Origin of the sequence: Streptomyces tibetensis (assembly GCF_040647715.1) — a bacterium.
In the GTDB taxonomy this organism is placed as follows: domain Bacteria; phylum Actinomycetota; class Actinomycetes; order Streptomycetales; family Streptomycetaceae; genus Streptomyces; species Streptomyces tibetensis_A.
Genome location: NZ_JBEZCR010000002.1, coordinates 12,835 through 39,212 on the forward strand (window position 1 = coordinate 12,835; position 26,378 = coordinate 39,212).

General features: G+C 71.1%; 24 protein-coding genes. 12 read left to right on the forward strand and 12 right to left on the reverse strand.

Annotation, left to right across the window (positions count from 1 at the left end):
* Positions 1 to 35: 35 nt before the first annotated feature.
* The 4 genes from AB0B29_RS04640 to AB0B29_RS04655 are packed head-to-tail and all read left to right on the forward strand — an operon-like array spanning position 36 to position 5,225.
* On the forward strand, positions 36 to 800 hold the full coding sequence (locus AB0B29_RS04640; protein ID WP_362233971.1) for a redox-sensing transcriptional repressor Rex: 765 nt from the start codon (positions 36 to 38) through the stop codon (positions 798 to 800).
* Positions 797 to 2,566 (forward strand): glutamyl-tRNA reductase, encoded by a 1,770-nt coding sequence (locus tag AB0B29_RS04645; RefSeq protein ID WP_362233973.1) that lies wholly within the window; start codon positions 797 to 799, stop codon positions 2,564 to 2,566. Before AB0B29_RS04640 ends, AB0B29_RS04645 begins: the two co-directional genes overlap by 4 nt.
* A complete protein-coding gene (hemC, locus tag AB0B29_RS04650; protein ID WP_362233975.1) occupies positions 2,563 to 3,522 on the forward strand; it encodes a hydroxymethylbilane synthase in 960 nt (319 codons plus the stop codon). Before AB0B29_RS04645 ends, hemC begins: the two co-directional genes overlap by 4 nt.
* On the forward strand, positions 3,519 to 5,225 hold the full coding sequence (locus tag AB0B29_RS04655; RefSeq protein ID WP_362233977.1) for a uroporphyrinogen-III synthase: 1,707 nt from the start codon (positions 3,519 to 3,521) through the stop codon (positions 5,223 to 5,225). Before hemC ends, AB0B29_RS04655 begins: the two co-directional genes overlap by 4 nt.
* A 48-nt stretch (positions 5,226 to 5,273) precedes the next feature.
* On the opposite strand, the gene AB0B29_RS04660 is transcribed toward AB0B29_RS04655, so the two are convergent.
* A complete protein-coding gene (locus AB0B29_RS04660) occupies positions 5,274 to 6,662 on the reverse strand; it encodes an FAD-binding oxidoreductase (protein ID WP_362233979.1) in 1,389 nt (462 codons plus the stop codon).
* 177 nt (positions 6,663 to 6,839) lie between these two features.
* Here AB0B29_RS04660 and hemB point away from each other — a divergent pair, with 177 nt between their 5' ends.
* Positions 6,840 to 7,838, forward strand: coding sequence for a porphobilinogen synthase (gene hemB / locus AB0B29_RS04665; RefSeq protein ID WP_362233982.1), 999 nt, complete (start codon positions 6,840 to 6,842; stop codon positions 7,836 to 7,838).
* Positions 7,839 to 7,916: 78 nt separating this feature from the next.
* On the opposite strand, the gene AB0B29_RS04670 is transcribed toward hemB, so the two are convergent.
* Positions 7,917 to 8,573, reverse strand: a complete 657-nt coding sequence (locus AB0B29_RS04670; RefSeq protein ID WP_362233985.1) for a DUF4232 domain-containing protein — start codon at positions 8,571 to 8,573, stop codon at positions 7,917 to 7,919.
* Between the two features lie 227 nt (positions 8,574 to 8,800).
* Between AB0B29_RS04670 and AB0B29_RS04675 the strand changes: the two genes are divergently transcribed.
* Entirely contained in the window at positions 8,801 to 10,285 is a 1,485-nt protein-coding gene (locus tag AB0B29_RS04675) for a helix-turn-helix domain-containing protein (protein WP_362233987.1), read from the forward strand.
* Positions 10,286 to 10,300: 15 nt separating this feature from the next.
* On the opposite strand, the gene AB0B29_RS04680 is transcribed toward AB0B29_RS04675, so the two are convergent.
* Positions 10,301 to 10,657 carry a hypothetical protein gene (locus tag AB0B29_RS04680; protein WP_362233990.1) on the reverse strand — a complete coding sequence of 119 codons (357 nt, stop codon included), beginning with the start codon at positions 10,655 to 10,657 and terminating at the stop codon, positions 10,301 to 10,303.
* 86 nt (positions 10,658 to 10,743) lie between these two features.
* Here AB0B29_RS04680 and AB0B29_RS04685 point away from each other — a divergent pair, with 86 nt between their 5' ends.
* Positions 10,744 to 11,646, forward strand: coding sequence for an SAM-dependent methyltransferase (locus AB0B29_RS04685; RefSeq protein WP_362233992.1), 903 nt, complete (start codon positions 10,744 to 10,746; stop codon positions 11,644 to 11,646).
* 127 nt (positions 11,647 to 11,773) lie between these two features.
* The gene (locus AB0B29_RS04690) at positions 11,774 to 13,006 is read left to right on the forward strand and encodes a PLP-dependent aminotransferase family protein (protein WP_362233995.1); all 1,233 of its coding nucleotides are present in this window, start codon (positions 11,774 to 11,776) and stop codon (positions 13,004 to 13,006) included.
* On the opposite strand, the gene AB0B29_RS04695 is transcribed toward AB0B29_RS04690, so the two are convergent.
* The gene (locus AB0B29_RS04695; protein ID WP_362233998.1) at positions 12,972 to 13,757 is read right to left on the reverse strand and encodes a DUF4253 domain-containing protein; all 786 of its coding nucleotides are present in this window, start codon (positions 13,755 to 13,757) and stop codon (positions 12,972 to 12,974) included. The genes AB0B29_RS04690 and AB0B29_RS04695 overlap by 35 nt on opposite strands.
* A gap of 193 nt (positions 13,758 to 13,950) precedes the next feature.
* Positions 13,951 to 15,708 (reverse strand): arginine--tRNA ligase, encoded by a 1,758-nt coding sequence (argS, locus tag AB0B29_RS04700; RefSeq protein WP_362234001.1) that lies wholly within the window; start codon positions 15,706 to 15,708, stop codon positions 13,951 to 13,953.
* Between the two features lie 149 nt (positions 15,709 to 15,857).
* Here argS and lysS point away from each other — a divergent pair, with 149 nt between their 5' ends.
* On the forward strand, positions 15,858 to 17,606 hold the full coding sequence (gene lysS / locus AB0B29_RS04705) for a lysine--tRNA ligase (RefSeq protein ID WP_362234003.1): 1,749 nt from the start codon (positions 15,858 to 15,860) through the stop codon (positions 17,604 to 17,606).
* A 61-nt stretch (positions 17,607 to 17,667) separates the two neighbouring features.
* Here lysS and AB0B29_RS04710 read toward each other — a convergent pair whose 3' ends face one another.
* From AB0B29_RS04710 to AB0B29_RS04720, 3 genes are all read right to left on the reverse strand, one after another.
* Complete coding sequence (locus tag AB0B29_RS04710) at positions 17,668 to 18,951, reverse strand: DUF2637 domain-containing protein (RefSeq protein ID WP_362234006.1); 1,284 nt, start codon at positions 18,949 to 18,951, stop codon at positions 17,668 to 17,670.
* A gap of 88 nt (positions 18,952 to 19,039) precedes the next feature.
* Positions 19,040 to 19,942, reverse strand: coding sequence for a DUF3558 family protein (locus tag AB0B29_RS04715; RefSeq protein ID WP_362234009.1), 903 nt, complete (start codon positions 19,940 to 19,942; stop codon positions 19,040 to 19,042).
* Positions 19,943 to 20,061: 119 nt separating this feature from the next.
* Entirely contained in the window at positions 20,062 to 20,880 is an 819-nt protein-coding gene (locus tag AB0B29_RS04720) for a DUF3558 domain-containing protein (RefSeq protein ID WP_362234011.1), read from the reverse strand.
* Between the two features lie 171 nt (positions 20,881 to 21,051).
* Between AB0B29_RS04720 and AB0B29_RS04725 the strand changes: the two genes are divergently transcribed.
* Positions 21,052 to 22,245, forward strand: coding sequence for an RtcB family protein (locus AB0B29_RS04725; RefSeq protein ID WP_362234014.1), 1,194 nt, complete (start codon positions 21,052 to 21,054; stop codon positions 22,243 to 22,245).
* Between the two features lie 64 nt (positions 22,246 to 22,309).
* On the opposite strand, the gene AB0B29_RS04730 is transcribed toward AB0B29_RS04725, so the two are convergent.
* Positions 22,310 to 23,086 carry an SDR family NAD(P)-dependent oxidoreductase gene (locus tag AB0B29_RS04730; protein WP_362234017.1) on the reverse strand — a complete coding sequence of 259 codons (777 nt, stop codon included), beginning with the start codon at positions 23,084 to 23,086 and terminating at the stop codon, positions 22,310 to 22,312.
* A gap of 119 nt (positions 23,087 to 23,205) precedes the next feature.
* Here AB0B29_RS04730 and AB0B29_RS04735 point away from each other — a divergent pair, with 119 nt between their 5' ends.
* Positions 23,206 to 23,643 (forward strand): ester cyclase, encoded by a 438-nt coding sequence (locus AB0B29_RS04735; protein WP_362234020.1) that lies wholly within the window; start codon positions 23,206 to 23,208, stop codon positions 23,641 to 23,643.
* Positions 23,644 to 23,660: 17 nt separating this feature from the next.
* Here the strand turns inward: AB0B29_RS04735 and AB0B29_RS04740 are convergent, their stop codons facing one another.
* Together AB0B29_RS04740 and AB0B29_RS04745 are read right to left on the reverse strand one after the other, a co-directional pair.
* Positions 23,661 to 23,996, reverse strand: coding sequence for a YnfA family protein (locus AB0B29_RS04740; RefSeq protein ID WP_351637858.1), 336 nt, complete (start codon positions 23,994 to 23,996; stop codon positions 23,661 to 23,663).
* A gap of 47 nt (positions 23,997 to 24,043) precedes the next feature.
* Positions 24,044 to 24,451, reverse strand: a complete 408-nt coding sequence (locus tag AB0B29_RS04745; protein ID WP_362234023.1) for a winged helix-turn-helix transcriptional regulator — start codon at positions 24,449 to 24,451, stop codon at positions 24,044 to 24,046.
* Between the two features lie 121 nt (positions 24,452 to 24,572).
* Here AB0B29_RS04745 and AB0B29_RS04750 point away from each other — a divergent pair, with 121 nt between their 5' ends.
* Positions 24,573 to 25,463: an NADP-dependent oxidoreductase gene (locus tag AB0B29_RS04750; RefSeq protein ID WP_362234026.1), complete on the forward strand. Its 891-nt coding sequence runs from the start codon at positions 24,573 to 24,575 to the stop codon at positions 25,461 to 25,463.
* An 84-nt stretch (positions 25,464 to 25,547) separates the two neighbouring features.
* Here AB0B29_RS04750 and AB0B29_RS04755 read toward each other — a convergent pair whose 3' ends face one another.
* Positions 25,548 to 26,171 carry a LysE family translocator gene (locus AB0B29_RS04755; protein ID WP_362234028.1) on the reverse strand — a complete coding sequence of 208 codons (624 nt, stop codon included), beginning with the start codon at positions 26,169 to 26,171 and terminating at the stop codon, positions 25,548 to 25,550.
* Positions 26,172 to 26,378: the final 207 nt, after the last annotated feature.

The following is a 26,378-nucleotide window of genomic DNA, read 5'->3' on the forward strand; positions in this document are numbered from 1 at the left end:
ACCGCCTACAGCCCCGCTCTACCCGCAGGAGCACCGTGGCAACTGGCCGAACTCACCGACCGGCGACCCGCAGCCGAGGGATTCCCGAGGCCACCGTCGCCCGGCTTCCGCTGTACCTCCGCGCTCTGACCGCACTGTCGGAGCGCTCGGTCCCCACGGTCTCCTCCGAGGAGCTCGCGGCCGCGGCGGGGGTCAACTCCGCGAAGCTGCGCAAGGACTTCTCCTACCTCGGCTCCTACGGGACCCGGGGTGTCGGCTACGACGTCGAGTATCTCGTGTACCAGATCTCCCGCGAACTGGGGCTCACCCAGGACTGGCCGGTTGTGATCGTCGGTATCGGTAACCTCGGCGCCGCCCTCGCCAACTACGGCGGGTTCGCCTCCCGCGGCTTCCGCGTCGCCGCGCTGATCGACGCCGACCCGGCCATGGCAGGAAAGCCCGTCGCGGGCATCCCGGTGCAGCACTCCGACGACCTGGAGAAGATCATCCAGGACAACGGCGTGTCGATCGGTGTCATCGCCACCCCCGCCGGTGCCGCCCAGGCCGTCTGCGACCGGCTCGTGGCCGCCGGTGTCACCTCCATCCTGAACTTCGCGCCGACCGTGCTGTCCGTCCCGGACGGCGTCGACGTGCGCAAGGTCGACCTCTCCATCGAGCTGCAGATCCTCGCCTTCCACGAGCAGCGCAAGGCCGGGGAGGAGGCCGCCTCCTCCGACGGCGGCGTCCCCACCGCCGCCGCGCGCAGCGACTCCGCCGACCAGGGACCCGACGGGGACATGCCCGCCGTGATGCCGGCATGAGCCTCCTCGTCGTCGGACTCAGCCACCGCAGCGCCCCCGTCAGCGTGCTGGAGCGGGCCGCGCTGACCGCGGACGCGCAGGTCAAGCTGCTCCAGGACACGGTCGCCACCGAGCCGGCCTCCGAGGCCGCGGTGCTCGCCACCTGCAACCGCATCGAGCTCTACGCCGACGTGGACAAGTTCCACGCCGGTGTCGCCGAGCTGTCCACACTGCTCGCCCAGCACAGCGGGGTCGGCCTGGAGGAGCTCACTCCCTATCTCTACGTGCACTACGAGGACCGGGCCGTCCACCACCTGTTCTCGGTGGCCTGCGGTCTCGACTCGATGGTCGTCGGCGAGGGGCAGATCCTCGGCCAGATCAAGGACTCCCTGGCCCGGGCGCAGGACCTGCACTCCGCGGGCCGCCTGCTGAACGACCTGTTCCAGCAGGCCCTGCGGGTCGGCAAGCGCGCCCACTCCGAGACCGGCATCGACCGCGCCGGCCAGTCCCTGGTCACCTTCGGCCTGGAACAGCTGGCCCGCGGCGGGGACGTACAGCAGTGGGCCCGGGGCAAGAGGGCCCTGGTCATCGGGGCCGGGTCGATGTCCTCCCTGGCCGCGGCCACGCTCGCGCGGGCCGGGGTCGCCGAGATCGTCGTCGCCAACCGCACCTTCGACCGGGCCGAGCGCCTCGCCGAGATCCTCATGGAGGGCGACGACACGGACGTGGCGGCCCGCGCGGTACCGATGGAGTCGGTGCCGGCCGAGCTGACACGTGCCGACGTCACCGTCTCCTGTACCGGCGCGACGGGCCTGGTCCTGACGGCCGAGTCCGTCGCCGAGGCGATCGCGGGCCGTACGCCCGCGCCGTCGGCCAGGCCCGGCGAGGACGGACCCGGGGCGTCGGGCGGCCGGTCCGCAGCCGCGGCCGGAGCACAGCGCGAGGGCGCGCCGGGCGCCGGCCCCGGCAGCGACGACGGCTGCCCGCTGGACCTCTCCGCGGTACAGGGCACCGCCGGGTTCTCCGTGCTCGGTGAGGCCGCCGTGGCCGGGATGGCCGCCGCCGACCTCGAGCAGCACGCGGCGTGGGTGGACAACGGCTCGGTGGGCGGCGACCGGCGCACCACGGGCGGTACGGCGAGGCCTGGACAGACCGGCACGCTCGACCCGGCCGCGGACACCGACGCCATCGCCGCGCTCGCCGCGACCGTCGCCACCGTCGGGCGGATCCCCGAGCGGCGCAGGCCCGAGCCGGTCGAGGAACCGCAGCGGCCCGAGCCCGTGCTCTTCCTGCTGGACCTCGCGATGCCGCGCGACATCGACGCGGCCGTGCACCGGCTGGCCGGGGTGCGGCTGGTGGACATCGAGTCGCTGGCGGAGGCCTCCGCCGGCGCTCCGATGGCTGCCGATGTGGACCAGGTACGGCGTATCGTCTCCGACGAGGTCGCGGCCTTCGGGGCAGCACTGCGGGCCGCGCACATCACACCGACCGTGGTCGCCCTGCGCACCATGGCCGCCGACGTCGTGGCCGGGGAGATCGCCCGGCTGGACGGGCGGCTGCCCGGACTCGACGACAAGCACCGAGCGGAGATCACCCAGACCGTGCGACGCGTGGTCGACAAACTGCTCCACGCGCCGACCGTGCGGGTCAAGCAACTCGCGGCCGAACCCGGCGGCGCCGGGTACGCGGACGCGCTGCGGACCCTGTTCGACCTCGACCCCGAGACGGTGGCCGCCGTCTCCCGGGCCGAGGACAGCACCACCGAGAAAGACCGAGGGCCGGCATGACTGACAAGGCGCTGAGGCTCGGTACCAGGCGCAGCAGGCTCGCCATGGCCCAGTCCGGGCAGGTGGCGGAAGCCGTGAGCCGGGTGACCGGGCGGCCCGTCGAGCTCGTCGAGATCACCACGTACGGCGATGTCTCGCGTGAGCAGCTCGCCCAGATCGGCGGCACCGGCGTGTTCGTGACCGCCCTGCGCGACGCGCTGCTCAAGGGCGAGGTCGACTTCGCGGTGCACTCCCTGAAGGACCTGCCGACCACGCAGCCCGAGGAACTGGTCGTGGCCGCCGTGCCGGTGCGCGAGGACCCGCGGGACGTGATCGTCGCCCGGGACGACCTGAAGTTCACCGACCTGCCCTCCGGTGCCCGCGTCGGTACGGGTTCGCCGCGCCGCATGGCGCAGCTCAACGCGTACGCCCGCAGCCACGGCCTGGACATAGCGACCGTCCCGATCCGCGGCAACGTCGACACCCGCATCGGGTTCGTGCGCAGCGGGGAGCTCGACGCCGTCGTGCTGGCCGCCGCCGGACTGAACCGGATCGGCCGCGGCGACGAAGCGACCGACTTCCTGTCGGTCGACACGGTTTTGCCCGCCCCCGGCCAGGGGGCCCTGGCGATCGAGTGCACCGCGGGCAACGCGGACCTCATCGCCGCGCTCGGCGAACTCGACGACCCGTTCACGCGGATCGCCGTGACAGCCGAGCGGTCACTGCTCGCCGCCCTGGAAGCCGGTTGCAGTGCCCCCGTGGGCGCGCTGGCCGACCTCCTGGCCGACGGGCAGATTGTCAAGGAAATGCGCCTGCGCGCCGTCGTCGGGACCACCGACGGCACGCGCATGGTGCAGCTGTCCACCACCGGTCCCGTGCCCGAGACACACGACGGGGCAATGGCGCTCGGTCGCGAACTCGCGGCCGAGATGCTCGCCCAGGGCGCGGCCGGTCTGATGGGGGAGCGAGCACATTGAGCCCCACCACCCTTTCCGCCGGTCCTGAACACGGGCACGTCACCTTCCTGGGTGCCGGACCCGGAGATCCGGGACTGCTTACTCTGCGCGCCGTGGAGGCGCTGGCGAGCGCTGACGTCCTCGTCGCCGAGCACGAGGTGCTCGACGTCGTACGTCAGCACGCCAGGCAGGGCGTCTCCGAGGTGCACACGGATCCCGATCCTTCCCAGGATCCGGCTCCGGGCACAGGAGCGCCCCAGCTGACGGTAGTTGACAGCACGTCAACCACCGCCGCTGTCCCCGCGGTGCGGGATGCCGCACATCTTGTCATGGAGGCCGCGCGGGGCGGCAGGCGGGTCGTGCGTGCGGTGTCCGGGGACCCGGGCCTCGACACGTACGCCGCCGCGGAGATGCTGGCGTGCGCCGCCGCCGGGGTGCCCTTCGAGGTCGTCCCCGGTATCGCGAGCGCCGTCGGTGTGCCCGCGTACGCCGGTGTGCCCCTGCGGGACGCGCAGGGCGCGGACGTGCGGTTCGTGGACGCGCGGACGGCGTCGGACCGGTGCTGGACGGAGGTCGGGGCGTCGGACGGCACGGTCGTCGTCTCCACGACGCTGGACTCCGTCGCCGCGGCCGCCGGCGAGCTCGTCTCCGCCGGACGCAAGCCGGACACCCCGATGACGGTCACCGTCGCCGGTACGACCACCCGGCAGCGCACCTGGACCGCCACACTCGGCACGATCGCCCAGACGCTGAAGCAGGCCAAGGTGCTGCCCTCGCCCGACGGCGGCCGGCCGGTCATAGCCGTGGTCGGTGAGCGTTCCGCCGCCGCCCAGCGCGACCAGCTCGCGTGGTTCGAGTCCAAGCCGCTGTTCGGCTGGAAGGTGCTCGTGCCGCGGACCAAGGAGCAGGCGGCGTCGCTCTCCGACCAGCTGCGGTCGTACGGGGCCGTGCCGCACGAGGTGCCGACGATCGCCGTCGAGCCGCCGCGCACGCCCCAGCAGATGGAGCGCGCGGTCAAGGGCCTGGTGACGGGCCGCTACGAGTGGATCGCCTTCACCTCGGTGAACGCGGTCAAGGCCGTGCGGGAGAAGTTCGAGGAGTACGGGCTCGACGCGCGTGCCTTCGCGGGCATCAAGGTCGCGGCCGTGGGCGAGCAGACGGCGAACGCGCTGATCGCGTTCGGTGTGAAGCCTGACCTGGTGCCCAGCGGCGAGCAGTCGGCCGCCGGTCTGCTGGAGGACTGGCCGCCCTACGACCCGGTCTTCGACCCGATCGACAGAGTGTTCCTGCCGCGTGCCGACATCGCCACGGAGACGCTGGTGGCCGGGCTGATCGAGCTCGGATGGGAGGTCGACGACGTCACGGCCTACCGGACCGTGCGGGCCTCGCCGCCGCCGGCGGAGACCCGTGAGGCGATCAAGGGCGGCGGTTTCGACGCCGTGCTGTTCACGTCGTCCTCCACCGTGCGGAACCTGGTCGGCATCGCCGGCAAGCCGCACAACGTCACGGTGATCGCCTGTATCGGCCCGGCCACGGCGAAGACCGCCGAGGAGCACGGGCTCCGGGTGGACGTCATGGCTCCCGAGCCGTCCGTCCACAAGCTCGCGGAAGCCCTGGCCGACTTCGGCGCGAAGCGCCGCACGGCGGCCGTGGAAGCCGGGGATCCGGTGACGCGGCCGAGCGAGCGGCGGCCGGGGGCGCGGCGGAGGCGTTCGACGACCTGAGCGACACCGGCTGGTGCTCTGGCTCTTGCTCTACTGCCGGCGCTGCGGCTACGCGGGTGTGACCGTGTGGCCGTAGCGCAGCAGGTTGTCCGGGTCGTAGACGGCCTTGTCGTGGCGCAGGCGTGCGTAGACCTCCGGGGCCCAGGCGCGGGCGCGGTCCTGGTCGTCGCCCGGGGTGCCGTGGATGTTGACCATGGTGCGGCCCGTGCCGTACGGGGCCATGGCGGTGTAGAGGCGGCGCGTGGCCTGTTCGACGGCCTCCGCGACCGGTGGGGCCGGCATGATGCCGACCGACTCCATGAAGTAGCGGGCGTCGCGGGAGCAGACCGCGTCCTCGACGGGGGCCGGGCGGGACAGCGCGCCGCCCATGTGCCGCAGTGAGGCGATCAGCAGCGGGTGCTCGACACCGGCGGCGGGGCCGGCCTGCTCCAGGAACGCGTCGACGGCCTCGCCGGGCAGGTCGCGCAGGAGCATGCAGCACTCCCGTGCCGGGAGCGGGTCCTGGGGCTCCATGTGGATGCGGTCCAGGTCCGCGTAGTCCATCTCCCCGACCAGGTCGACGGCCACGGGTGCGACGCCGCGCAGGGGTGCGATCAGGGCCTCTCCTTCGGCCGTGTCGCCCGGCCACGCGATCGCGACCCGGGCCCAGAAGCCGCCGCGCAGGGGCTCGGGAATCTGGGGGATCGGCGGCAGGCGCAGGACGGAGAACATGCTGCACATCTCGTCCGGGACGGTGAGGGTCCAGTCCTTCCAGGCGCGCAGCAGGGCCTCGGTGTGCTCGGCGTGGCAGTACAGGCCGCCGCCGTAGAGGCGGGGCAGGGGCAGCAGTTCGGTGACGAGTGAGGTGACGATGCCTACGTTGCCCTTGCCGCCGCGCAGTGCCCAGAACAGTTCCGGTTCGTGCTGGGGGTCCGCCTCGCGCAGGTGCCCGTCGGGGGTGACGACCTGGAAGGAACGGACCAGGTCGGCGGCGTAGCCGTAGGCCCTGCCGAGGACCGGGAGTCCGCCGCCCAGGGTGTAGCCGACGACGCCCGCGTCCGTGGAGGTGCCGCACAGGCCCGCCAGCCCGTGCGGGGCGGCCGCGGCCGTGACGTGGCTCCACTTGGCGCCCGCCGCGATGGTCGCGGTGCGGGTGGCGGGGTCGACGTGGACGTCCGTCATGCGGGACGTGTTGATCAGCAGGCCGTGCTCGATCGGGAAGTTGGCGCCGTGGCCGGTGGCCTGGACGGCGACGGGGGTGCGGGTGGCGTGGGCCCAGCGCATGGCGGTGACGACGTCGTCGGGGCCGGCGGCGCCTATGGCCACGTCCGGGGTGTGCAGCGAGGCCAGGTTGAAGCCGGTGACCTCGTCGGCGTAGGCGGGTTCGCCGGGGCGTAGTACCGGGCCGTGGATCTCTGAGAGGGCGAACAGGTCGGGGGTGTGGTGGGGGGCGGTCATCGCGTCCTCCGTGGGGGCGTACGGAGGGACGGCGGCGGTGTGGGGGCCGTCGGGGTCCTTGTTGTTTCAGGATGGACCTGGGGAGTCTCGGGCGCATTGCGGGGCGGTGTGCGCGCTCGCCCGGGGCCGACAAGGCGTCGGCATCGGGGGGTTCGGGGCGGGCGTAGCGTAGAGGGCATGACGACGTACGGATCATTTCCCGGTACTCGGCCGCGGCGGTTGCGGACCAACCCCGTGATGCGTCGGATGGTCGCCGAGACCCGACTGCACCCCGCCGATCTCATTCTTCCCGCCTTCGTGCGGGAGGGTGTCGACGAGCCCGTGCCGATCACCGCCATGCCGGGGGTCGTGCAGCACACCCGGGACAGTCTGAAGAAGGCCGCCGCGGAGGCGGTCGCGGCGGGGATCTCCGGGATCATGCTGTTCGGCGTGCCGGAGGAGTCGAAGAAGGACGCGCTCGGGACGCCCGGGACCGACCCGGACGGGATCCTCCAGGTCGCCCTGCGGGACGTGCGGGCCGAGGTCGGCGACGACCTGCTCGTCATGTCCGACCTGTGCCTCGACGAGACCACCGACCACGGGCACTGCGGCGTCCTCGACGAGCAGGGCCGGGTCGACAACGACGCCACCCTGGAGCGGTACGCCGAGATGGCCCAGGTGCAGGCCGACGCCGGCGCCCATGTCGTCGGGCCCAGCGGGATGATGGACGGGCAGATCGGGGTCGTCCGCGACGCCCTCGACCAGATCGGGCGGGAGGACGTCGCGATCCTCGCCTACACCGTCAAGTACGCCTCGGCCTTCTACGGGCCCTTCCGCGAGGCCGTCGGCTCGTCGCTGCAGGGGGACCGCAAGACGTACCAGCAGGATCCCGCGAACGTGCGTGAGTCGCTGCGCGAGCTCGCCCTGGACCTGGAGGAGGGCGCCGACATGGTGATGGTCAAGCCGGCCGGGCCCTACCTCGACATCCTCGCCCGCGTCTCGGACGCCGTGGACGTGCCGGTCGCCGCCTACCAGATCTCCGGCGAGTACTCGATGATCGAGGCCGCCGCCGAGAAGGGCTGGATCGACCGGGACCGGGCGATCATGGAGGCCCTGACCGGCATCCGGCGGGCCGGTGCCCGCAGCATCCTCACCTACTGGGCCACCGAAGTGGCCCAGAAGCTCAAGGAACAGTAGGCCGCGGGCGTCAGCGGTTCTCAGGCGTCTGCCGGTCCCGGGCGTCAGCGGTTCTCAGCCGTCTGCCGGTCCCGGGCGTCAGTAGGACAGCGCGTCGTCCATCTCGGGCAGCCAGTAGGTGACTGCGAGCGTGCTGTCGTAGTACACGCCCTTGGCCGGGAGGGCCGGGATCGCCGAGGGGCCGCCGTCGCTGTTCGGCGTGCGGCCCTGGAAGCCGACCGTGAGCTTGTGACCGGTGGTGCCCCATTCGCCGCTGCCGTCGGCCGCCGACAGCGAGACGCCCGCGTAGCCGGACTCGCCGGGGGCCAGGGTCACCACCGCCTGCGGCTGGGAGTCCTCGATCGGCTGCGGCGCCCACTGCATCTCGTCGAAGCGCAGCATCGGGTAGTAGGTGAGGTCGCACGTCTTCGAGCCGGTGTTCTTCACCGTGAGCAGCATGTGGTTGACGGGGCGGCGGACCGGCCGGGCGGTGACGGTGGTGTTGGAGCCGTTGCAGGAGATGCGGGTCGCGGTGGTGCCCTTCGCCACCTTCACCCCCTTCACGCCCTTAATCCCCTTCACGCCATTAACCCCCTTCACTCCCTTCACAGCCTTCGTGGCCTGCTGGGCCGTCACGGTCGCCGAGGCCGGCTCGGGGTGGGCGGCTCCCTCGTCCTTCGTGCCCGTGCCGTCCTGGCATGCCGTCAGGGCGAGGGCGGCCAGGAGGGCGACGGGAAGGGCGCGGTACTTGCGCATGCTTGCGTTTCCTTTCGGACAAAGGCGGTGGGTAAGCAGGCCCGGGTGGGTCGCGCTGCCGGTGGGCCGGGAGCGGCGTGCTTGGATGACCAGAGCTTGTGCGGTGATCCGTCCCGGCCGCCAGACCAGGCGGGAGATCAGGGACGTTGGAACGCCCGCAATGCTCTGACCAGGGAGAACAGTCATTCCCTGGAACGGGGGAACGGGACACGGGGCATGGAGGAGCAGTGTCGGACGGCACGACCGCGGGGGAATTCGCCGCGCTGTTGGGGGAATTGAAGGAGCGCTCGGGGCTGAGCTACGGGGTGCTCGCCAAACGGCTCCACATGAGTACGTCGACGCTGCACCGGTACTGCAACGGGGATGCCGTGCCGACCGACTACGCGCCGGTGGAGCGGCTCGCCCGGCTGTGCAAGGCGTCGCCCAAGGAGCTGGTCGAGCTGCACCGGCGGTGGATCCTGGCGGACGCCGGGCGGGCACGCAAGGGGAGCGGCGGTACGGGGAGCGGCGGCAAGAGGAGCGATGGTGCAGGGAGTGCCGGTACGGGGAGCGGAGGTACGGGGAGCGGCGCTGCGGAAGTGACCTCCGCTGCGGGGGCCGACGTCCTGGCGCCGGGCGCGGCCGGGTCCGCGGCTGCCGACATATCCGCAGTGGCCGGGTCCGCGGCTGCCGACACACCCGCGGCGGCCGGGCCTGCCAACGCCGGCCTCCCCGCGCCGGAAAACTCCCCGGACGCCGCATCACCCGCACCGGAACAGCTCACGGGCCGGAGCCGTCGGCGTGCTGTCCTCGCCGGGGTCGCCGTAGCCGTGGTCCTCGGCGGGATCGGTCTCGCCGTGGCCGTTCCCTCGGGCCCGGGGGAGGACGAGGGGCGGCGCGGAGCGGCGGTGGCCTCCGGTGGGGCGGGCGCTCCGGAGAGGGAGGACACGGTGGCCTCCGTGTCACCTTCGGCCCCTTCGCCCTCCAAGGGCAGCGAGGACAAGAGCAGGGGCAAGGGCCGGGAGAAGGAGGGGAAGGCGAGTGCGAGTGCCTCCGCGCCTCCCGCCTCGGCGGCCGCCACGGGCGGGGCCGGCCGCCCGGGCCGTGACGCCGCCCCTGCTGCCGCTCCTCTCACCGTGACCACGGAGCCGCACGCCTGGGAGAGCCCCTGCTCCCAGCGCTACCTGGTGAACCTGCCGCCCGGGCAGGTGAAGCCGCCGCCGTCGGAACCGGGCGCGCCCGGGTGGGTGGCGGCGATGGGGGCCGTGCCGTCGGGGGAGCAGTTCCTGAAGCTGACGGTGCAGGGGACGGGCAAGGAGACCGTGGTCGTCAAGGGGCTGACGGTCCGGATGGCCGGCAAGCGTGCGCCGCTCGCGTGGAACGACTACGCCATGGGGTATCCGGGCGTCGGTTGCGGCGGTGGCGTGCCGACCCGGTTCTTCACGGTCGCCCTCGACGCCATGCGTCCCGGGGTCGTGCCCGGCGCGGGGCACGCGGACTTCCCCTTCAAGGTGAGCGAGAGCGACCCCGAGATGTACTACATCCGGGCCGACGCCTCCGCGTACGACGTCAGCTGGTACCTGGAGCTGAGCTGGTCCAGCGGGGGCCGGACGGGCACGCTGACCGTGGACGACCACGGCCGGCCCTTCCGCACGAGCGGCAACAACGGGCGCCCGGCCTACGAGTTCCCGCTGGGCGGCGAGAAGTGGGTCGAGGAGGGGACCACGCAGTAGCCACGCGGGGGTGGCTCAGTGGAACTCGTGGACCAGCTCGATCGTCCCGACGATGTGGGCGTTGAACTCGTCGAGTTCCTCGGCCGGGACCCACAGCTCCAGGATGGTGCGGCCGCCGGCCTGCTGGACCGGGTAGCGGGTGAGGAACTCGGTGTCGACCTCGAAGCGGGTGACGAAGCCGGCGCCGTCGTGCTTGACGTTCCAGTCGCGGGCGATCTTGATGGCGTAGTCCTCGTCGAGGACCGGGTAGAAGATCGGCTGCTCGGGGAGCCGGGGCGGCCAGGCGCGCCAGTCGAGGTCGCGGACCAGGTCCAGTTCCACGGGGCCGGTGGGGCGCCAGAGGGTCGTCGTCGCTCGGCTGTCGTTCTGCACGGGCACCATCACATCAGTTGAACCGTTAGGTTGTTGACCGTCGTAGTGGTTTTTGATTGAACTACACACGCTTCAGGGAGACGTCCATGTCCGGTGACGCCCTCAGTCAGGATCCCGCCGAGCTGCAGAGGAGGATCGACAGCAGCAAGGCGCACCCGGCCCGGGTCTACGACGTCTTCCTCGGCGGCAAGGACCACTACCCCGCCGACCGGGACGCGGCGGCCGCCGCGCTGGCCGCCAACCCGCGCGGATACCTCGACGTCCGGCACAACCGCGACTTCCTCCGGCGCGCGGTGACCACGCTCGTGGAGCAGGACGGCATCCGGCAGTTCCTCGACATCGGGACCGGGCTGCCCACCGCCGAGAACGTGCACCAGATCGCGCAGCGCATCACCCCCGAGTCGCGGGTCGTGTACGTCGACAACGACCCCGTGGTGCTCGCGCACGCACGCGCCCTGCTGACCAGTGGCCCCGAGGGGCGTACGGACTACATCGACGCCGACCTCCGCGACCCGGCCCGCATCCTCGAACAGGCCGCCAAGACCCTCGACTTCGACCAGCCGATCGCGCTCTGCCTGGTCGCAGTCCTGCACTTCGTCGCCGACGAGGAGGCCTACCCGCTGGTCAGCGGCCTGCTCGACGAACTGCCCGTCGGCAGCCGTCTGGTGCTGAGCCACCTCACCGAGGACCTCAACCCCGAGAACATCCGCGCGGTCCAACGGACCTACACCGAACGCGGCTTCACCTTCGTGCTGCGCTCCCGGGCCGACGTCGAGCGGTTCTTCACCGAGAACCGGCTGGAGATCGCCGAGCCGGGAGTCGTCCCCGCGCACCGCTGGCGACCCGACCACGCCGCTCCCGTCCCCGAGCAGCCGGAGCAGTCCTTCCTCGCCGGGCTGGAGGAGATCGAGAAGGTGCGCTACCGCGACATCAACGACGTCACGGACGCGGACATCAACGTGTACGCGGCGATCGGCGCGAAGGGGTGAGCCGTGGGTTCCGGGGGCCGCGTCCGTGCGCACCCGGCGTCCGGATCCCGGAAAGCTGCTTGTAGGCGGCACGTACTTGCCTAGGCTGCGGGGCACCAGGCGTCACCGCAGCCGAAGGAGCCCTGTCATGACCGTCGCCGAGCCCCTGCACACCCACTCTCCCGTGCCGCCCCTGGCCGCGCGGGCGCGGGCCGTCGGCGGCTCTCCCGTACGGGACATCCTCGCCGTCACCGCCCGCCCCGAGGTGATCAACTTCGCCGGCGGGCTCCCGGCGCCGGAGCTGTTCGACGCCCGGGGCATCGCCGCCGCGTACGAGGCCGTGCTCGCCGAGGCGCCCGGGCGGGCGCTGCAGTACTCCACCACCGAGGGCGAACCCGCGCTGCGGGACGCGCTCGCCGCCCGCACCACCGCGCGCGGTCTGCCGACCGGCCCCGCCGACCTGCTCGTCACCACCGGCTCCCAGCAGGCCCTTTCGCTCCTGGCCACCGCCCTCCTCGAACCGGGCGACACCGTCCTGGTCGAGAACCCCTGCTATCTGGCGGCACTTCAGGCCTTCGGCTTCGCCGGGGCGCGGATCGTGGCCGTGCCCGGCGACGAACACGGTGTCGACCCCGGGGCACTGGAGGAACTCGTCGTGCGGGAGCGGCCCAAGCTGCTCTACACCGTGCCCACCTTCCAGAACCCCACCGGCCGGACCCTGCCCGCCGAACGCCGCGCCGCCGTGGCCGCGATCGCCGCCCGGCGCGGCCTGTGGATCGTCGAGGACGACCCCTACGGCGAACTGCGCTACGACGGTGAGCGCGTGCCGTGGATCGCCGCCCACCCGGGCGCCGAGGACCGGACCGTGCTGCTCGGCAGCTTCTCCAAGGTCATGGCGCCCGGGCTGCGGCTGGGCTGGCTGCGGGCGCCCGGGGAGCTGAGGCGGGCCTGTGCCGTCGTCAAGCAGGCCGCCGACCTGCACACCCCGACCGTCAACCAGCTCGCAGCGGCCCGCTACCTCGCCGACAACGACCTCGACGCCCACGTCGCCCGTGTCGCAGGCGTGTACCGCGAACGCCGTGACGCGATGCTCTGCGGGCTGGCCGGCGCACTGCCCGACGGGTCGGTCTGGAACCGGCCCGAGGGCGGCATGTTCCTCTGGGCGCGCCTGCCGGAGCCGTACGACACGACGGCACTGCTGCCGCAGGTGGTCCGCCAGAACGTGGCCTACGTCCCCGGCGCACCCTTCTACGCCGGCGAACCCGACCGGACGACCCTGCGGCTGTGCTTCGTGACGCAGACACCCGAGGAGATCGCCGAGGGGCTGCGCCGGCTGGGGGAGGGGCTCAGTCCCACCAGAAGTGCCACGTCCGCTGGTTGAGGACCTGGTGGTCGGCATAGGCCCGGAGGGTCGGGTCCGCGCACTGGAGGACGTTGTCGGGGCAGAACGCGAAGTGCTCGGCGGCGACGGCCTGCGCGGCGGCCGGGGTGGTGGGAGGGCTCGCCACGGACACCAGCAGGTGATCGAAGCCCAGTGCCACGACGCGTATACCGAAGCGGTCCTCCCAGGAGCGGAGCACCGCGCTGAGCCGGGCCGTGTCGCCCTCGTGGTTCACCGGGCCCGTCCAGCCGATCGCCGTCGGGAGGTCCGCGCTGCGCCGGGCCGGGACCAGGGCCAGGCGGGGCTCCTTGAACGGGCTGCCGTCGCCGAGCACGGCGTCCGCGACCTCGGCGGCCAGGGCGTCCGGGTCCCGGTCCTGGTCGAGAGACCCGGCAGGTCCGGGCCAGGCCTCGCCCTGCGCGGCGCACTCCTCCCAGTACTCGGCGAGGACCTCCTGCGCGTCGTGGTCCCCCGGGTAGGACACCTCGCCGGGCATCAACTCCCAGCGGGCCGGGCCGCCATGGCCGTCGCCCGTCTCCAGCACCAGGGGCAGCAGTCCCGCCCGGCGGGCCGGCTCCAGTGCCGCCCAGCCGCCCGTCAGGGCCCGTCCGTCCGCGCACCACAGCAGTGGCTCGTGCCAGGGGCCCTGGTCGGTGGTGTCGAGGAGCGTCCCGGCGGGGAGCCGAAGGCCGAGCGAGCCGCCGCTCGGGTCCGCCGCCAGCGCCGGCAGGGGATTGGGAAGAGTCGCCATGGTGGTGACTGTAGAGCCGGCCACTGACATCCCGACCGGCCCCGCCACCGTCATGGCGGACGGAACCTGACCTGTGGGCCGCCCACCGTCCGGGGCGGCCCTCGCCCTTCGGTGCGAAGGCGGTGCCGTAACGCCCGAGGGCGGCACTCCACACGGGAGTGCCGCCCTCGGGACCGTCGGCCGGGGCCCGGGCTCAGAGGCGCTCGGGTGTGCGGATGCCCAGCAGGTCCATGCCCTGGTGGAGCGTACGGGCCGTGAGGTCGCAGAGGAACAGGCGGTTCTCGATCTGCTCGGGCGTCTCGGCCTTGAGGACCGGGCACTTGTCGTAGAACGCCGTGTACAGCGACGCCAGCTGGTAGAGGTACGCCGCCAGCTTGTGCGGGGCGTACTCCGCGGCGGCTTCGAAGACCGTGTCGCCGAACGTGTCCAGGTGCAGACCGAGCGCCCGCTCCGCCGGGGCGAGTTCGAGTTCCGGGCGCGCGACCGGCTTCGTCTCGCCGGCCTTGCGCAGGATGGACTGGATCCGGGCGTACGCGTACTGGAGGTAGACGGACGTGTCGCCGTTCAGAGACACCATCTGGTCCAGGTCGAACTTGTAGTCCCGGTTCGGCGAGGTCGACAGGTCCGCGTACTTCACGGCACCGATGCCGACCTGCGCGGCCCGCTCCTGGATCTCGTCCTCGGTGAGGTCCTGCGCCTTCTCCCGTACGACCTCGGCGGCCCGCTGCACCGCCTCGTCCAGCAGATCCTCCAGCCGTACCGTCTCGCCCTCACGCGTCTTGAACGGCTTGCCGTCCGCGCCGAGCACCGTGCCGTAGCCCATGTTGTGCGCGGTGACGTGCTCGCCCAGCCAGCCGGCCCGGCGCGCCGTCTCGAAGACCATCTTGAAGTGGAGCGACTGCCGTACGTCCACGACGTACAGCAACGTCGTCGCCCGCAGGTCGAAGACGCGGTTGCGGATCGCCGTCAGGTCGGAGGCCGCGTAGCCGAAGCCGCCGTCCGCCTTCTGCACGATCAGCGGGACCGGCTGGTCGTCCTTGCCGCGGATCTCGTCGAAGAACACCACGAGCGCGCCCTCGGAGCGCACCGCGACACCCATCTCCTCCAGGAGGCGGGCGGTCTCGGGCATGCCCTCGTTGTAGGCGGACTCGCCGACGATCTCCTCGTCGCGGATCTCCATGTCGAGCTTTTCGAAGACGGAGTAGAAGTAGACCTTCGACTCGTCCACGAACTGCTGCCACAGCTCGAGCGTCTCCTTGTCACCGGACTGCAGGGCGACGACCCGCTTACGGGCCCGCTCCTTGAACTCCTCGTCCGCGTCGAAGAGCGCACGCGACGCCTTGTACACCCGGTTCAGGTTGCTCATCGCCTGCTCGCCGTCGACGTCGGCCGCGGGGGCCAGCTCGCCGGGGTGCTCGAACAGGTACTGGATGAGCATGCCGAACTGGGTGCCCCAGTCGCCGATGTGGTGCCGGCCGATCGTCTTCTCGCCCGTGAAGTCGAGCATGCCGCGCAGCGCGTCGCCGATGACCGCCGACCGCAGGTGACCGACGTGCATCTCCTTCGCCACGTTCGGCTGGGCGTAGTCGACGACCGTGATGCCCGCGTTCTCCTTCAGCGGCACGCCGAGACGCTCGCCGTCCGCGTGCCGCGCGGCGAGGTTCTCGGTGATCGCCCGGTCGGTGATCGTGATGTTGAGGAAGCCGGGGCCGGAGACCTCGACGTCCTTGATCAGCTCACCCGACTCGACCCGGGAGACGACCTGCGTGGCCAGCTCGCGCGGGTTGGCCTTCTCCTTCTTGGCGAGGGCCAGGATCCCGTTGGCCTGGTAGTCGGCCCGGTCGCTTCGTCGCAGCAGCGGGTCCGCGGAGCCGGCCTGCGGCAGAGCCGCCGACAGGGCCGCCGCGAGGCGCTGGTGGACGGAGTCGCTGAGGGACGTGACCGAGGCCATAGGTAAGGGTGCCGTTCTCCTCGAGGGAATCGATAGACCCGCCCAGTATCCCATGTGGGTAAAGCCGTTTTTCCGGGCGCGAGGTGGTCTGGGACAATGATGCGGTCAGCCGTGCGACCGTACCGGCTGCCCGATGCAGAAAGAAGGACGTGCCGATCGTGGCTCAGAGCACCGAGACCACCGACTGGGTCTCCCGTTTCGCGGATGAGGTCATCGAGGAGTCGGAGCGCCGGGCCCCGGGCAAACCCGTCGTCGTCGCGTCCGGGCTCTCGCCGTCGGGCCCCATCCACCTCGGCAACCTGCGCGAGGTCATGACCCCGCACCTCGTCGCCGACGAGATCCGCCGCCGCGGCCACCAGGTGCGGCACCTCATCTCCTGGGACGACTACGACCGCTACCGCAAGGTGCCCAAGGGCATCGCCGGGGTCGACGAGAAGGCCTGGCAGGAGCACATCGGCAAGCCGCTGACGTCCGTCCCGGCCCCGAAGGGCTCCTCGTACCCGAACTGGGCCGAGCACTTCAAGGCCGCGATGATCGAGTCGCTGGCCGAGCTGGGCGTGGAGTTCGACGGCATCAGCCAGACCGAGCAGTACACCTCCGGCGTGTACCGCGAGCAGATCCTGCACGCCATCAAGCACCGCGGCGACATCGACGCGATCCTCGACCAGTACCGCACCAAGAAGGCCCCGGCGAAGAAGCAGCAGGGGCAGAAGCCGGTCGACGAGGCCGAGCTGGAGGCCGCCGAGGGCTCCGGCGCGGCCGGTGAGGACGACGGCAGCTCCACCGCCGCCGGGTACTTCCCGTACAAGCCGTACTGCGGCAACTGCGAGAAGGACCTCACCACCGTCACCTCCTACGACGACGACTCCACCGAGCTGACCTACGCCTGCACCGCGTGCGGCTTCTCGGAGACGGTCCGGCTGAACGAGTTCAACCGCGGCAAGCTGGTCTGGAAGGTCGACTGGCCGATGCGCTGGGCCTACGAGGGCGTCGTGTTCGAGCCGAGCGGCGTCGACCACTCGTCCCCCGGGTCGTCGTTCCAGGTCGGCGGGCAGATCGTCGGCATCTTCGGCGGAAAGCAGCCGATCGGACCGATGTACGCCTTCGTGGGCATCAGCGGCATGGCCAAGATGTCGTCCTCGCGCGGTGGCGTGCCCACCCCGGAGGACGCCCTGAAGATCATGGAACCGCAGCTGCTGCGCTGGCTGTACGCGCGCCGCAGGCCCAACCAGTCCTTCAAGGTCGCCTTCGACCAGGAGATCCAGCGGCTCTACGACGAGTGGGACCGCCTGGACGCCAAGGTCGCCGACGGCAGCGCCCTGCCGGCCGACGTCGCCGCGCACTCCCGCGCGGTGCGCACGGCCGCCGGTGAGCTGCCCCGGACGTCCCGGCCGCTGCCGTACCGGACGCTGGCGTCCGTCGCGGACATCACCGCCGGACACGAGGACCAGGCGCTGCGCATCCTCAGCGAGCTCGACCCCGAGCAGCCGCTGACCTCGCTCGACGAGGCGCGCCCGCGCTACGACAAGGCCGAGGCCTGGATCAACACCCACGTCCCCGCCGACCAGCGGACCATCGTGCGGGACGAGCCGGACGCCGAGCTGCTGAAGTCGCTCGACGAGCAGGGCCGCGAGTCGCTGCGGCTGCTGCTCGACGGACTGGCCGATCACTGGTCGCTCGACGGGCTGACGCACCTGGTGTACGGCGTGCCCAAGGTGCAGGCCGGGTTCTCCGCCGACGCCACGCCCAAGGAGCTGCCGCCGGAGATCAAGACTGCCCAGCGGTCGTTCTTCGCGCTGCTGTACCACCTGCTGGTGGGCCGGGACACCGGACCGCGACTGCCCACGCTGCTGCTGGCCGTCGGGCAGGACCGGGTGCGGGCGCTGCTCGGTCAGTAGCCGCCGTGTAATCGGTAGCCGCCGTGTAAGAGGAGGGGCCCTGGTTGTCAGGGCCCCTTCGTCATGCGATGTGCTCTTCCGCCAGCTCTGCGTTGAGGCGGTTGGAGAACCGATTCACCATGCGCTTGGACTCGGCCTCCTCCAGGGCGACGCCGTACGTCGCCTCGACGTCGGCGATGAAGCCGCGCGGGGTGGGCGCTCCGTTTCCGCTCTTTATCGACTCACGGAACACCTGGTAGTACGCCTCCTCGTCCGGCTCCGTGGGAGGTGTGCCGCCGCCGTCACCCAGCTCACGCGTGCGGTTCGGGCCCACCGGGATCGGGAAACTGCCGGTGTCCTCCGGGGAGAAGCCCTCCTGCGGCCGGTCCGGGTACTGCTCGGACTGCGAGGGCTCGGCGATCCACTGGGCGTACTGGTCAGGGTCGTAGGCCGGGTCGTAGCCGCCCTGGTACTCGACCTCGCGCGGGGTGTTGAACCAGGGGCTCTCGTCCGGTTCGGGTGTGGGGTCAGGCTGCTCGGCGCTGTGGTTGCTCTCGAGCTGCGGTCGCTGCTCGCTGGGAGGTGCTGTCGTTGCGCCCAACTGTGCCGCCCCAGCGGCACGACTGCCCGCAGCCACGCCTGTGTCCGACTCCGGCCCCGGAGGGATCAGCGCCGGCTCTATCCCCGCCGCCGCGAGGCCGGACGGAGCCGTCTCCGCCAACGGCACCCCGTACTTCGCCAGCCGCAGCGGCATCAGCGACTCCACCGGCGCCTTCCTGCGCCAGGCCCGCCCGAACCGCGACCGCAGCCGCGCCTGGTAGACCAGCCGCTCCTGCTCCAGCTTGATGACCTGCTCGTAGGAGCGGAGCTCCCAGAGCTTCATGCGGCGCCACAGCAGGAACGTGGGGACCGGGGAGAGGAGCCAGCGGGTGAGACGGACGCCCTCCATGTGCTTGTCGGCCGTGATGTCGGCGATCCGGCCGATCGCGTGCCGGGCCGCCTCGACCGCGACCACGAACAGCACCGGGATCACCGCGTGCATGCCCACACCGAGCGGATCCGGCCACGCGGCCGCGCCGTTGAAGGCGATCGTCGCCGCCGTCAGCAGCCAGGCCGTCTGACGCAGGAGGGGGAACGGGATCCTGATCCAGGTGAGGAGCAGATCCAGGGCCAGCAGGACGCAGATGCCCGCGTCGATGCCGATCGGGAAGACGTAGGAGAAGTTCCCGAAGCCCTTCTTGATGGCCAACTCGCGGACCGCCGCGTACGAACCGGCGAAGCCGATACCGGCGATGATCACGGCACCGGCCACGACCACGCCGATGAGAACGCGGTGCATCCGAGTCAGCTGCAGTGGCGCGGCCACCCGTACTCCCCTCCCCTTGCGTGTTGTTGCGCGCAACAGGGTGGCACATGTGTGCGGGGAACGGGTGGCCGGTTCCTGTCGGAACTGCTCAGCTCTTCGACGCGGGCTTCTCCGACGGCGAGGCCGAGGCGCCCTTCGAGGACTCGTCCGAGGCCTCCTTGGACGCCGACTTCGAAGGCGACTTCGACGGCTTCGACGACTCGGACGCGCCCGCGGACGGGGCACCGTCCGCCGCGCCGCCGCCCTTGCCGTTCGCCGTCGACACCGCGTCCACGGCTTCCTTGACGGCCTTCTTCGCGTCCTTCAGCAGGTCGCCCTCGTCGGGCGTCTTGTCACCGGCCAGACCGGCGCCGTTGTAGTCGAGGGTGACCACGACGTTCTCCACGCGCGCCACGATCGTCTGCTGCTTGAAGGTGCCTTCCTTCTTCTTCAGGTCGTAGTGCACGGCCGTCGCCTGGTCGCCCGTGCCGGCCACCGACTCCGACTTGACGCCCTTCGCGTCCTCGGCGGCCTGGGCCTCCTGGACCTGCTTCTCGTAGTACGCCTGGGCCTGCTTGTCGGCCGGGCCGCGGTTGACGTCCGACTCGAAGCGCAGCATCGACACGTTCAGCCAGCGGAACTGCGAGCCCTTCACGCCGTTGTTGTCGAGGCTGTCCCAGGAGCAGCCGGCACGCGTCGAGATGTCGTCCGACTTGCCCTCCTTGCCGGACTTGCTCTTCGGCACGAGGTCCTTCAGCGTCTTCTTCGAGAGCGCCTTGCAGGGCTCCGGAAGCTTGTCGTACGCCGCCGCCTGCACCGTCGGTGACGGGCTCGAGGACGCCGACGCCGCTGCCTCGGCGGCCTTGTCCGTGCTGTCGCCGGAGCCGGAGTCCGAGGAGCAGCCGGCGGCGACCAGCATCACGGGGACGGCGGCCGCGCAGACAAGGACGCGGTTGAGGCGCTTCGCTCGCTGGTCTCGCTCTACTCGTCGCTGCATGGTTCCTTCACTCATGACGCTCGTGGTTCCCTGCGGTCGGAACGGGTCCGAGTGGTCACGGTACGCGGTGAGGCAGCGATGTGTTCTTCCTTCGTGTGCCTCGCGGGTGAGGGTGAAGGGGCCGTGAAGGGGCCTCAGTCGCTCAGCGAATCCGCCAGCTGGGAGGCCAGTTTCTGCGCCCTGTCCTGCATTTCCTTGCTGTCCGGGACGACACCGACACTCGCCGGCTGCTCCGCGTACTCGATGGTCACGATGACGTTGGACGTGCGGAACGCCACAGTCACGGTCCGCTGCTTGGCCGTCGAACCGGAGCTGCTCAGCCCGTCGTCGAGGAAGGCCTCGTCGCCGAGGTCCTCCAGCACCCGGGGCTGCAGATCGGTCGGGGTCGCGGAAGGCTGCACCGAGGGCGACGAGGAGCCGGAGGGGGCCGGTGAGCCGCTCGGCGACGCGGCCGCACCCCCCGCCGGAGTGCTGCCGGAAGCCGCCGTCTCCGTGGTGGTCGGCTCGGGCAGGTGGGCCGAGGCCTCCCGCTCCGCGAAGAGCTGCTCGGCCTGGCTGTCGTCGCTGACGGCGTTGTCGTAGGAGACGACCCGCTCGAAGTCGATCAGCAGATGGTCGGTGGCCGTCGGGGAGTCCACCTTCCAGCGGCAGCCGACCTTGCGGTCGGTGTCGAACGTGCTCGTCGGCTCGCCCTCGTAGGCCTTGTCGCGCTGCTCCTCGTCGCTGATCTGCCGGATGCCGGGGAGGAGTTCGTCGAGCGTGCTCTCGCTGACCTCGGCGCAGGGCTCGGGCAGGGTGCGATAGCGGCCGGGCTCGGCGGCGGGAGAAGCCGTGCCGGTGTCGCCGGGGTTGGAGTCGTCCGTCGGGCCGCCGTCGGACGAGCCGCCGGTGCAGCCGGCCAGTACCGCCGCGAGGAGCGCGGCGATCCCGGGTACCCACGCCTTCCGTTGCACGTGGTGGCTCCTCTCGACACGGATATTGGCTTGCCGCCGTACAGCGGGCGATGGACACAATGTGTATCGCACGCACTGCCGTGGACGCCGGTCCGATTTCCTTTTCGTCGACCTTGGCTCCGGTATTTGCTGTTGAGGACTTCTGTTCGTTTACGGGGGATTGAGGGCGTTATGTCGTACGTAGAGATACCGGGTGCGAAGGTACCGATCCGGATGTGGACCGACCCGGCCTCGGTCGAGGAGGGCGCGCTCCAGCAGCTGCGGAACGTCGCCACGCTGCCGTGGATCAAGGGCCTGGCCGTCATGCCCGACGTGCACTACGGCAAGGGCGCGACGGTCGGTTCGGTCATCGCCATGCGGGGTGCGGTGTGCCCGGCGGCGGTGGGGGTGGACATCGGCTGCGGAATGTCGGCGGTGAAGACGTCCCTGACCGCCAATGATCTGCCGGGCGATCTGTCGCGGCTGCGGTCGAAGATCGAGCAGGCCATTCCGGTGGGCCGGGGGATGCATGACGACCCGGTGGATCCGGGGCGCTTCCACGGCATGGCCACGGGCGGCTGGGACGACTTCTGGGGTCGGTTCGACGGGGTGGCGGAAGCGGTCAAGTTCCGTCACGAGCGGGCCGGTAAGCAGATGGGTACGCTCGGATCCGGCAACCACTTCGTCGAAGTTTGCACGGATACGACCGGTTCTGTCTGGCTGATGCTGCATTCCGGTTCCCGGAACATCGGCAAGGAACTCGCCGAGCATCACATCGGTGTGGCCCAGAAGCTCCCGCACAACCAGGGTCTGATCGACCGCGATCTCGCGGTGTTCGTGGCGGACACCCCGCAGATGGCCGCGTACCGCAACGACCTGTTCTGGGCGCAGGAGTACGCGAAGTACAACCGCTCGATCATGATGGCGCTCCTGAAGGACGTGATCCGCAAGGAGTTCAAGAAGGCCAAGCCCACCTTCGAGCCGGAGATCAGCGCGCACCACAACTACGTGGCCGAGGAGCGCTACGACGGGATGGACCTGCTCGTGACCCGCAAGGGCGCGATCCGGGCCGGCTCCGGCGAGTACGGGATCATCCCCGGCTCCATGGGCACGGGTTCGTACATCGTGAAGGGCCTCGGCAACGCCAAGTCCTTCAACTCGGCCTCGCACGGCGCGGGCCGGCGCATGAGCCGCAACGCGGCCAAGCGCCGGTTCTCCACGAAGGACCTGGAGCAGCAGACCCAGGGTGTGGAGTGCCGCAAGGACTCCGGTGTCGTGGACGAGATCCCGGCCGCCTACAAGCCGATCGAGCAGGTCATCGACCAGCAGCGGGACCTGGTCGAGGTCGTCGCGAAGCTCAAGCAGGTCGTCTGCGTGAAGGGCTGACCGGCGGGCCCTGCGCCTTCCGGTGCACCGGGCGGCTCCACGCCTCCCGGTGCACTTTCCGGCTCTACGCCTCCCGGTGCACCTTCGTGTTCGACGCCTGGGCGCGGGGGCGCAGGACCAGGAGGTCGACGTTGACGTGGGCGGGGCGGGTGACCGCCCAGGTGATCGTGTCGGCGACGTCGTCGGCGGTGAGGGGTTCGGCGACGCCCTCGTAGACCTTCGCCGCCTTTTCCTCGTCGCCGCCGAAGCGGGTCAGGGCGAACTCGTCCGTCTTGACCATGCCGGGGGCGATCTCGATGACGCGGACCGGCTGTCCGACGATCTCCAGGCGCAGGGTCTCGGCGAGCACGTGGGCGCCGTGCTTGGCGGCGACGTAGCCTCCGCCGCCCTCGTAGGTGCCGTGGCCCGCGGTGGACGAGACGACCACGACCGTGCCGTCGCCGCTCGCGATCAGCTTGGGCAGGAGGGCCTGGGTGAGGTTGAGGGTGCCGAGGACGTTCGTCTCGTACATCCGGCGCCAGTCGTCCGGGTCGCCGGTGGCGACCGGGTCGGCGCCGAGCGCGCCGCCCGCGTTGTTGACCAGCACGCCGATCGTCCTGAACGCCGTGGCGAACTCGTCGACCGCCGCGCGGTCCGTGACGTCGAGGGCGTACGCCGTGGCCTGGTGGCCCGCCGCGTTGATCTCCTCGGCCAGGGCCTCGATGCGGTCCTTGCGGCGCGCGGTGAGGACGACGCGGTAGCCCGCCGCGGCGAGTTGCCGGGCCGTGGCGGCTCCGATTCCGCTGCTCGCACCCGTGACGACGGCGATGCGGGAGGCTGCGGACGGGGCGGCGGTGGCCATGGGAGCTCCTCGGGTGGGTGGGCCGGCGGGCGTCTGCGCCGGGGCGTGCGGCCAGGATAGAAGGGCCCCGCGGTGGGACAATGGGGCTGGGTGGTCCCCTGTTCTCCCGGAGGTGGATCATGGGTGAGGCGCGTGAGGTCATGGACCGGCTCACGGACGCGGTCACCGCACACACCGATCTGAAGGTCGTGGCCGAGCTCTACGCCGAGGACGCGGTGGCCTTCACTCCCGACGAGGGCGAGCTGCGCGGACGCGACGCGATCGTCGCGTACTGGCGGACGATGACCGAGGCCGTCCCCGGGGCGACGTTCGAGGCGCTGCACTCCTACGAGGCCGGTGACACGGCGATCGACGAGGGGGTCTACCGCGGGCGGAACACCGGGCCCTTGGAGCTGCCCAACGGGGAGACGCTGCCGCCGACGCAGAAGGAGGTCCGGATCCGCGGGGTGGACATCGCCACCGTGAAGGACGGGCGGATCGTCGACTACCGGCTGTACTTCGACGAGATGGACTTCCTGGGGCAGCTGGGGCTGCTCCCGCCCGACGAGCCGTTCTGAGCCCCCTCCGAGGGTGGTCAGTTTCCCCGCGGGGCGTACATGATGACGGCCATGCCCGCGAGGCAGACCAGTGCGCCCGTGATGTCCCAGCGGTCCGGGCGGTAGCCGTCGGCGACCACGCCCCACAGGATCGAACCGGCCACGAAGATCCCGCCGTACGCGGCGAGGACGCGGCCGAAGTGGGCGTCGGGCTGGAACGTCGCGACGAAGCCGTAGGCACCGAGGGCGAGGACGCCGCCGGCCGCCCAGAGCCAGCCCTTGTGCTCGCGCACGCCCTGCCAGACCAGCCACGCGCCGCCGATCTCCAGCAGGGCGGCGAGGACGAACAGGGCGGCGGAGCGGAGTACGAACATGGCGGTCAGCTTCGCACGCCCGGTCTGTCCCGGTCGTGCCGCGGGTGTCAGTCGGCCTGGGTCTCGGCGTCGTAGCGCTCGCGGGCGTCCCTGACCTCGTCGAAGTGGTTCTCGGCCCAGTCCTTCACGGCGGTCAGGAGGAGGGCCAGGTTGTGGCCCAGGGGCGTGAGTTCGTAGTCGACGCGGACGGGGACGGACGGGGTGACGGTGCGGGTGAGGAGGCCGTCGCGCTCGAGCGAGCGCAGGGTCTGGGTGAGCATCTTGGGGCTGACGCCGGCGATCTTGCGGCCGAGGTCGCTGTAGCGCAGGGGGCCCGGGGCGAGGGCGGACACGACGAGGCTGACCCACTTGTCGCTGATGCGGTCCAGGAGCTGGTTGGTGGGGCAGCTCTTGAGGAAGGCGTCGTACTCGATGCGGGCCTGCTCGCGCCGCTGGGCCGCCGTCATCGTGGCCATGGCTCACCTCCGGGGTACGTACGCACTCGCAGGTAACTACTTACCGATGGATAGTAACTCTTCCTAGGGTTGTGCGGGCCGGGAGGACGTCCCGGGTACCGACAATCCAAGGAGCGTCGCTGTGCGTGCTGTTGTGGTGAACTCGTTCGGTGGGCCGGAGGCTGTGGAGGTCGTGGAGGCCGGGGTGCCGGAGCCGGGTGCGCGTCAGGTGCGGATCAAGGTCGCGGCGGCCTCGCTGAATCCCGTGGACGCGGAGGTGCGGGCCGGTGTCTTCGGGGGTGCGGGCAAGCGGATCGGACTCGGCTGGGACGTCGCCGGGACGGTGGACGCCGTGGGCGTGGCCAGTGCGTGGAGTGTCGGGGACGCGGTGGTGGCGCTCGACTACGGCATGGTCAAGCCGCTGGGCACCCATGCCGAGTACGTGGTCGTGGACACGGACGCCGTGGCCCTGGCGCCTGCCTCGGTGGACGCGGTCCACGCGGCGACCCTGCCGCTGAACGCGCTGACCGCCCTGCAGGCCCTGGACCTGCTGGAGCTGACGCCGGGCCGGTCGCTGCTGGTGACGGGTGCGGCGGGTGCGGTCGGTGGATACGCGGTCCAGCTGGCCGCGCACCGGGGGATACCGGTGGCCGGGCTGGCCAGGGAGGGGGACGGGGCGTTCGTGCGGTCGCTGGGGGCCGGGCGTTTCGTCGGCGGTGCCGTCCCGGTCGGGGAGTTCGACGCGGTGCTGGACGCCGCCGTTCTCGGTGAGCCGGCCCTGGCCGCGGTGCGTGACGGGGGCCGGTACGTCGGGGTCATCCCGCAGGCGGAGCCGGCTTCCGTCCGGGGAGTGCGGACGGGCGCGGTCGAGGTGAGCGCGGACGGGGCGCAGCTGGCGGAGCTGGTGCGGCTGGTGGATCAGGGGGTGCTGACGACGCGGGTGGCCGAGACGTTCGCGCTGGAGGATGCGGCCAAGGCGCATGCCCGGCTCGACGGGGGCGGCGTACGGGGACGGCTGGTGCTCGTGCCCTGACACCCGGGGGGGGCTCGGTGTCCGGCCCGGGCTCTCGACGGCGTGTCGGGGGCCTGGGCACGGGCAGGGGACTGCATGGCCCTCTCAGGCCATGAGAATCTCGACAGTGATCGCCGATGCCAGCGCAACATAGACGGCACACGCGGCATAATTCAGCACGGCCGTCCCTTTCGTGGAGCCGGTGAGTCGTGCATGAAAAAATCCCGCCAACACTCCGATGCCCCCGTAAAGAACTACCTCCATCGCGACGTTGATGGCACCGAGAACGGCCATCTGTAATTCGGGATTCGCCGCGCTTCCTATGAACTGCGGGAGCACTGCGAGGTAGAAGAGGATTATTTTCGGATTCGTCAGGCTTACCCATGCTCCCCGCAGATACCACCTGCCTGTCGCGATATCGAGGTGTCCGTTGACCGCGCGTCGCGCATTTCGCATGGTCACGTATGCCAACCACAGTAAATACGCTGCACCCAGTATTCTCACCGCATCGAGCACCGATGGATGCGAGCGAGCGACCTCCCCCATTCCGGCAACGGCAGCGGCAGCATAGGCGCTCATGCCTGTTCCTATGCCGAGGATGGCTTTCAGTGCGGGCAGGCGACCCCCTTCAAGGCCGACTGCGAGCATGTAGGCCATATCGGGACCGGGCGGAGCGAGAAAGAGCAGAATCACCGCTATGTAGCTTGGCAGTACTGCTAAATCCACCATCGTCAACTACCTCCGGTTGTGGCGGGACGTGCCAGAGCCCTCGACGCCGGCGGTGATCGATCTCCGTCGAGTCCCCGAGTCGGCGGAGTCGGCGGTCGGGTGCACCCGCTCCTGCGCTCGGACGATTCCGCGGTGCCCCAAGGCGAAGTGGAACCACCTTTGACGGTTCTAACACGGGTGCGCTTCAGGTGGCAACCGGCTATGACG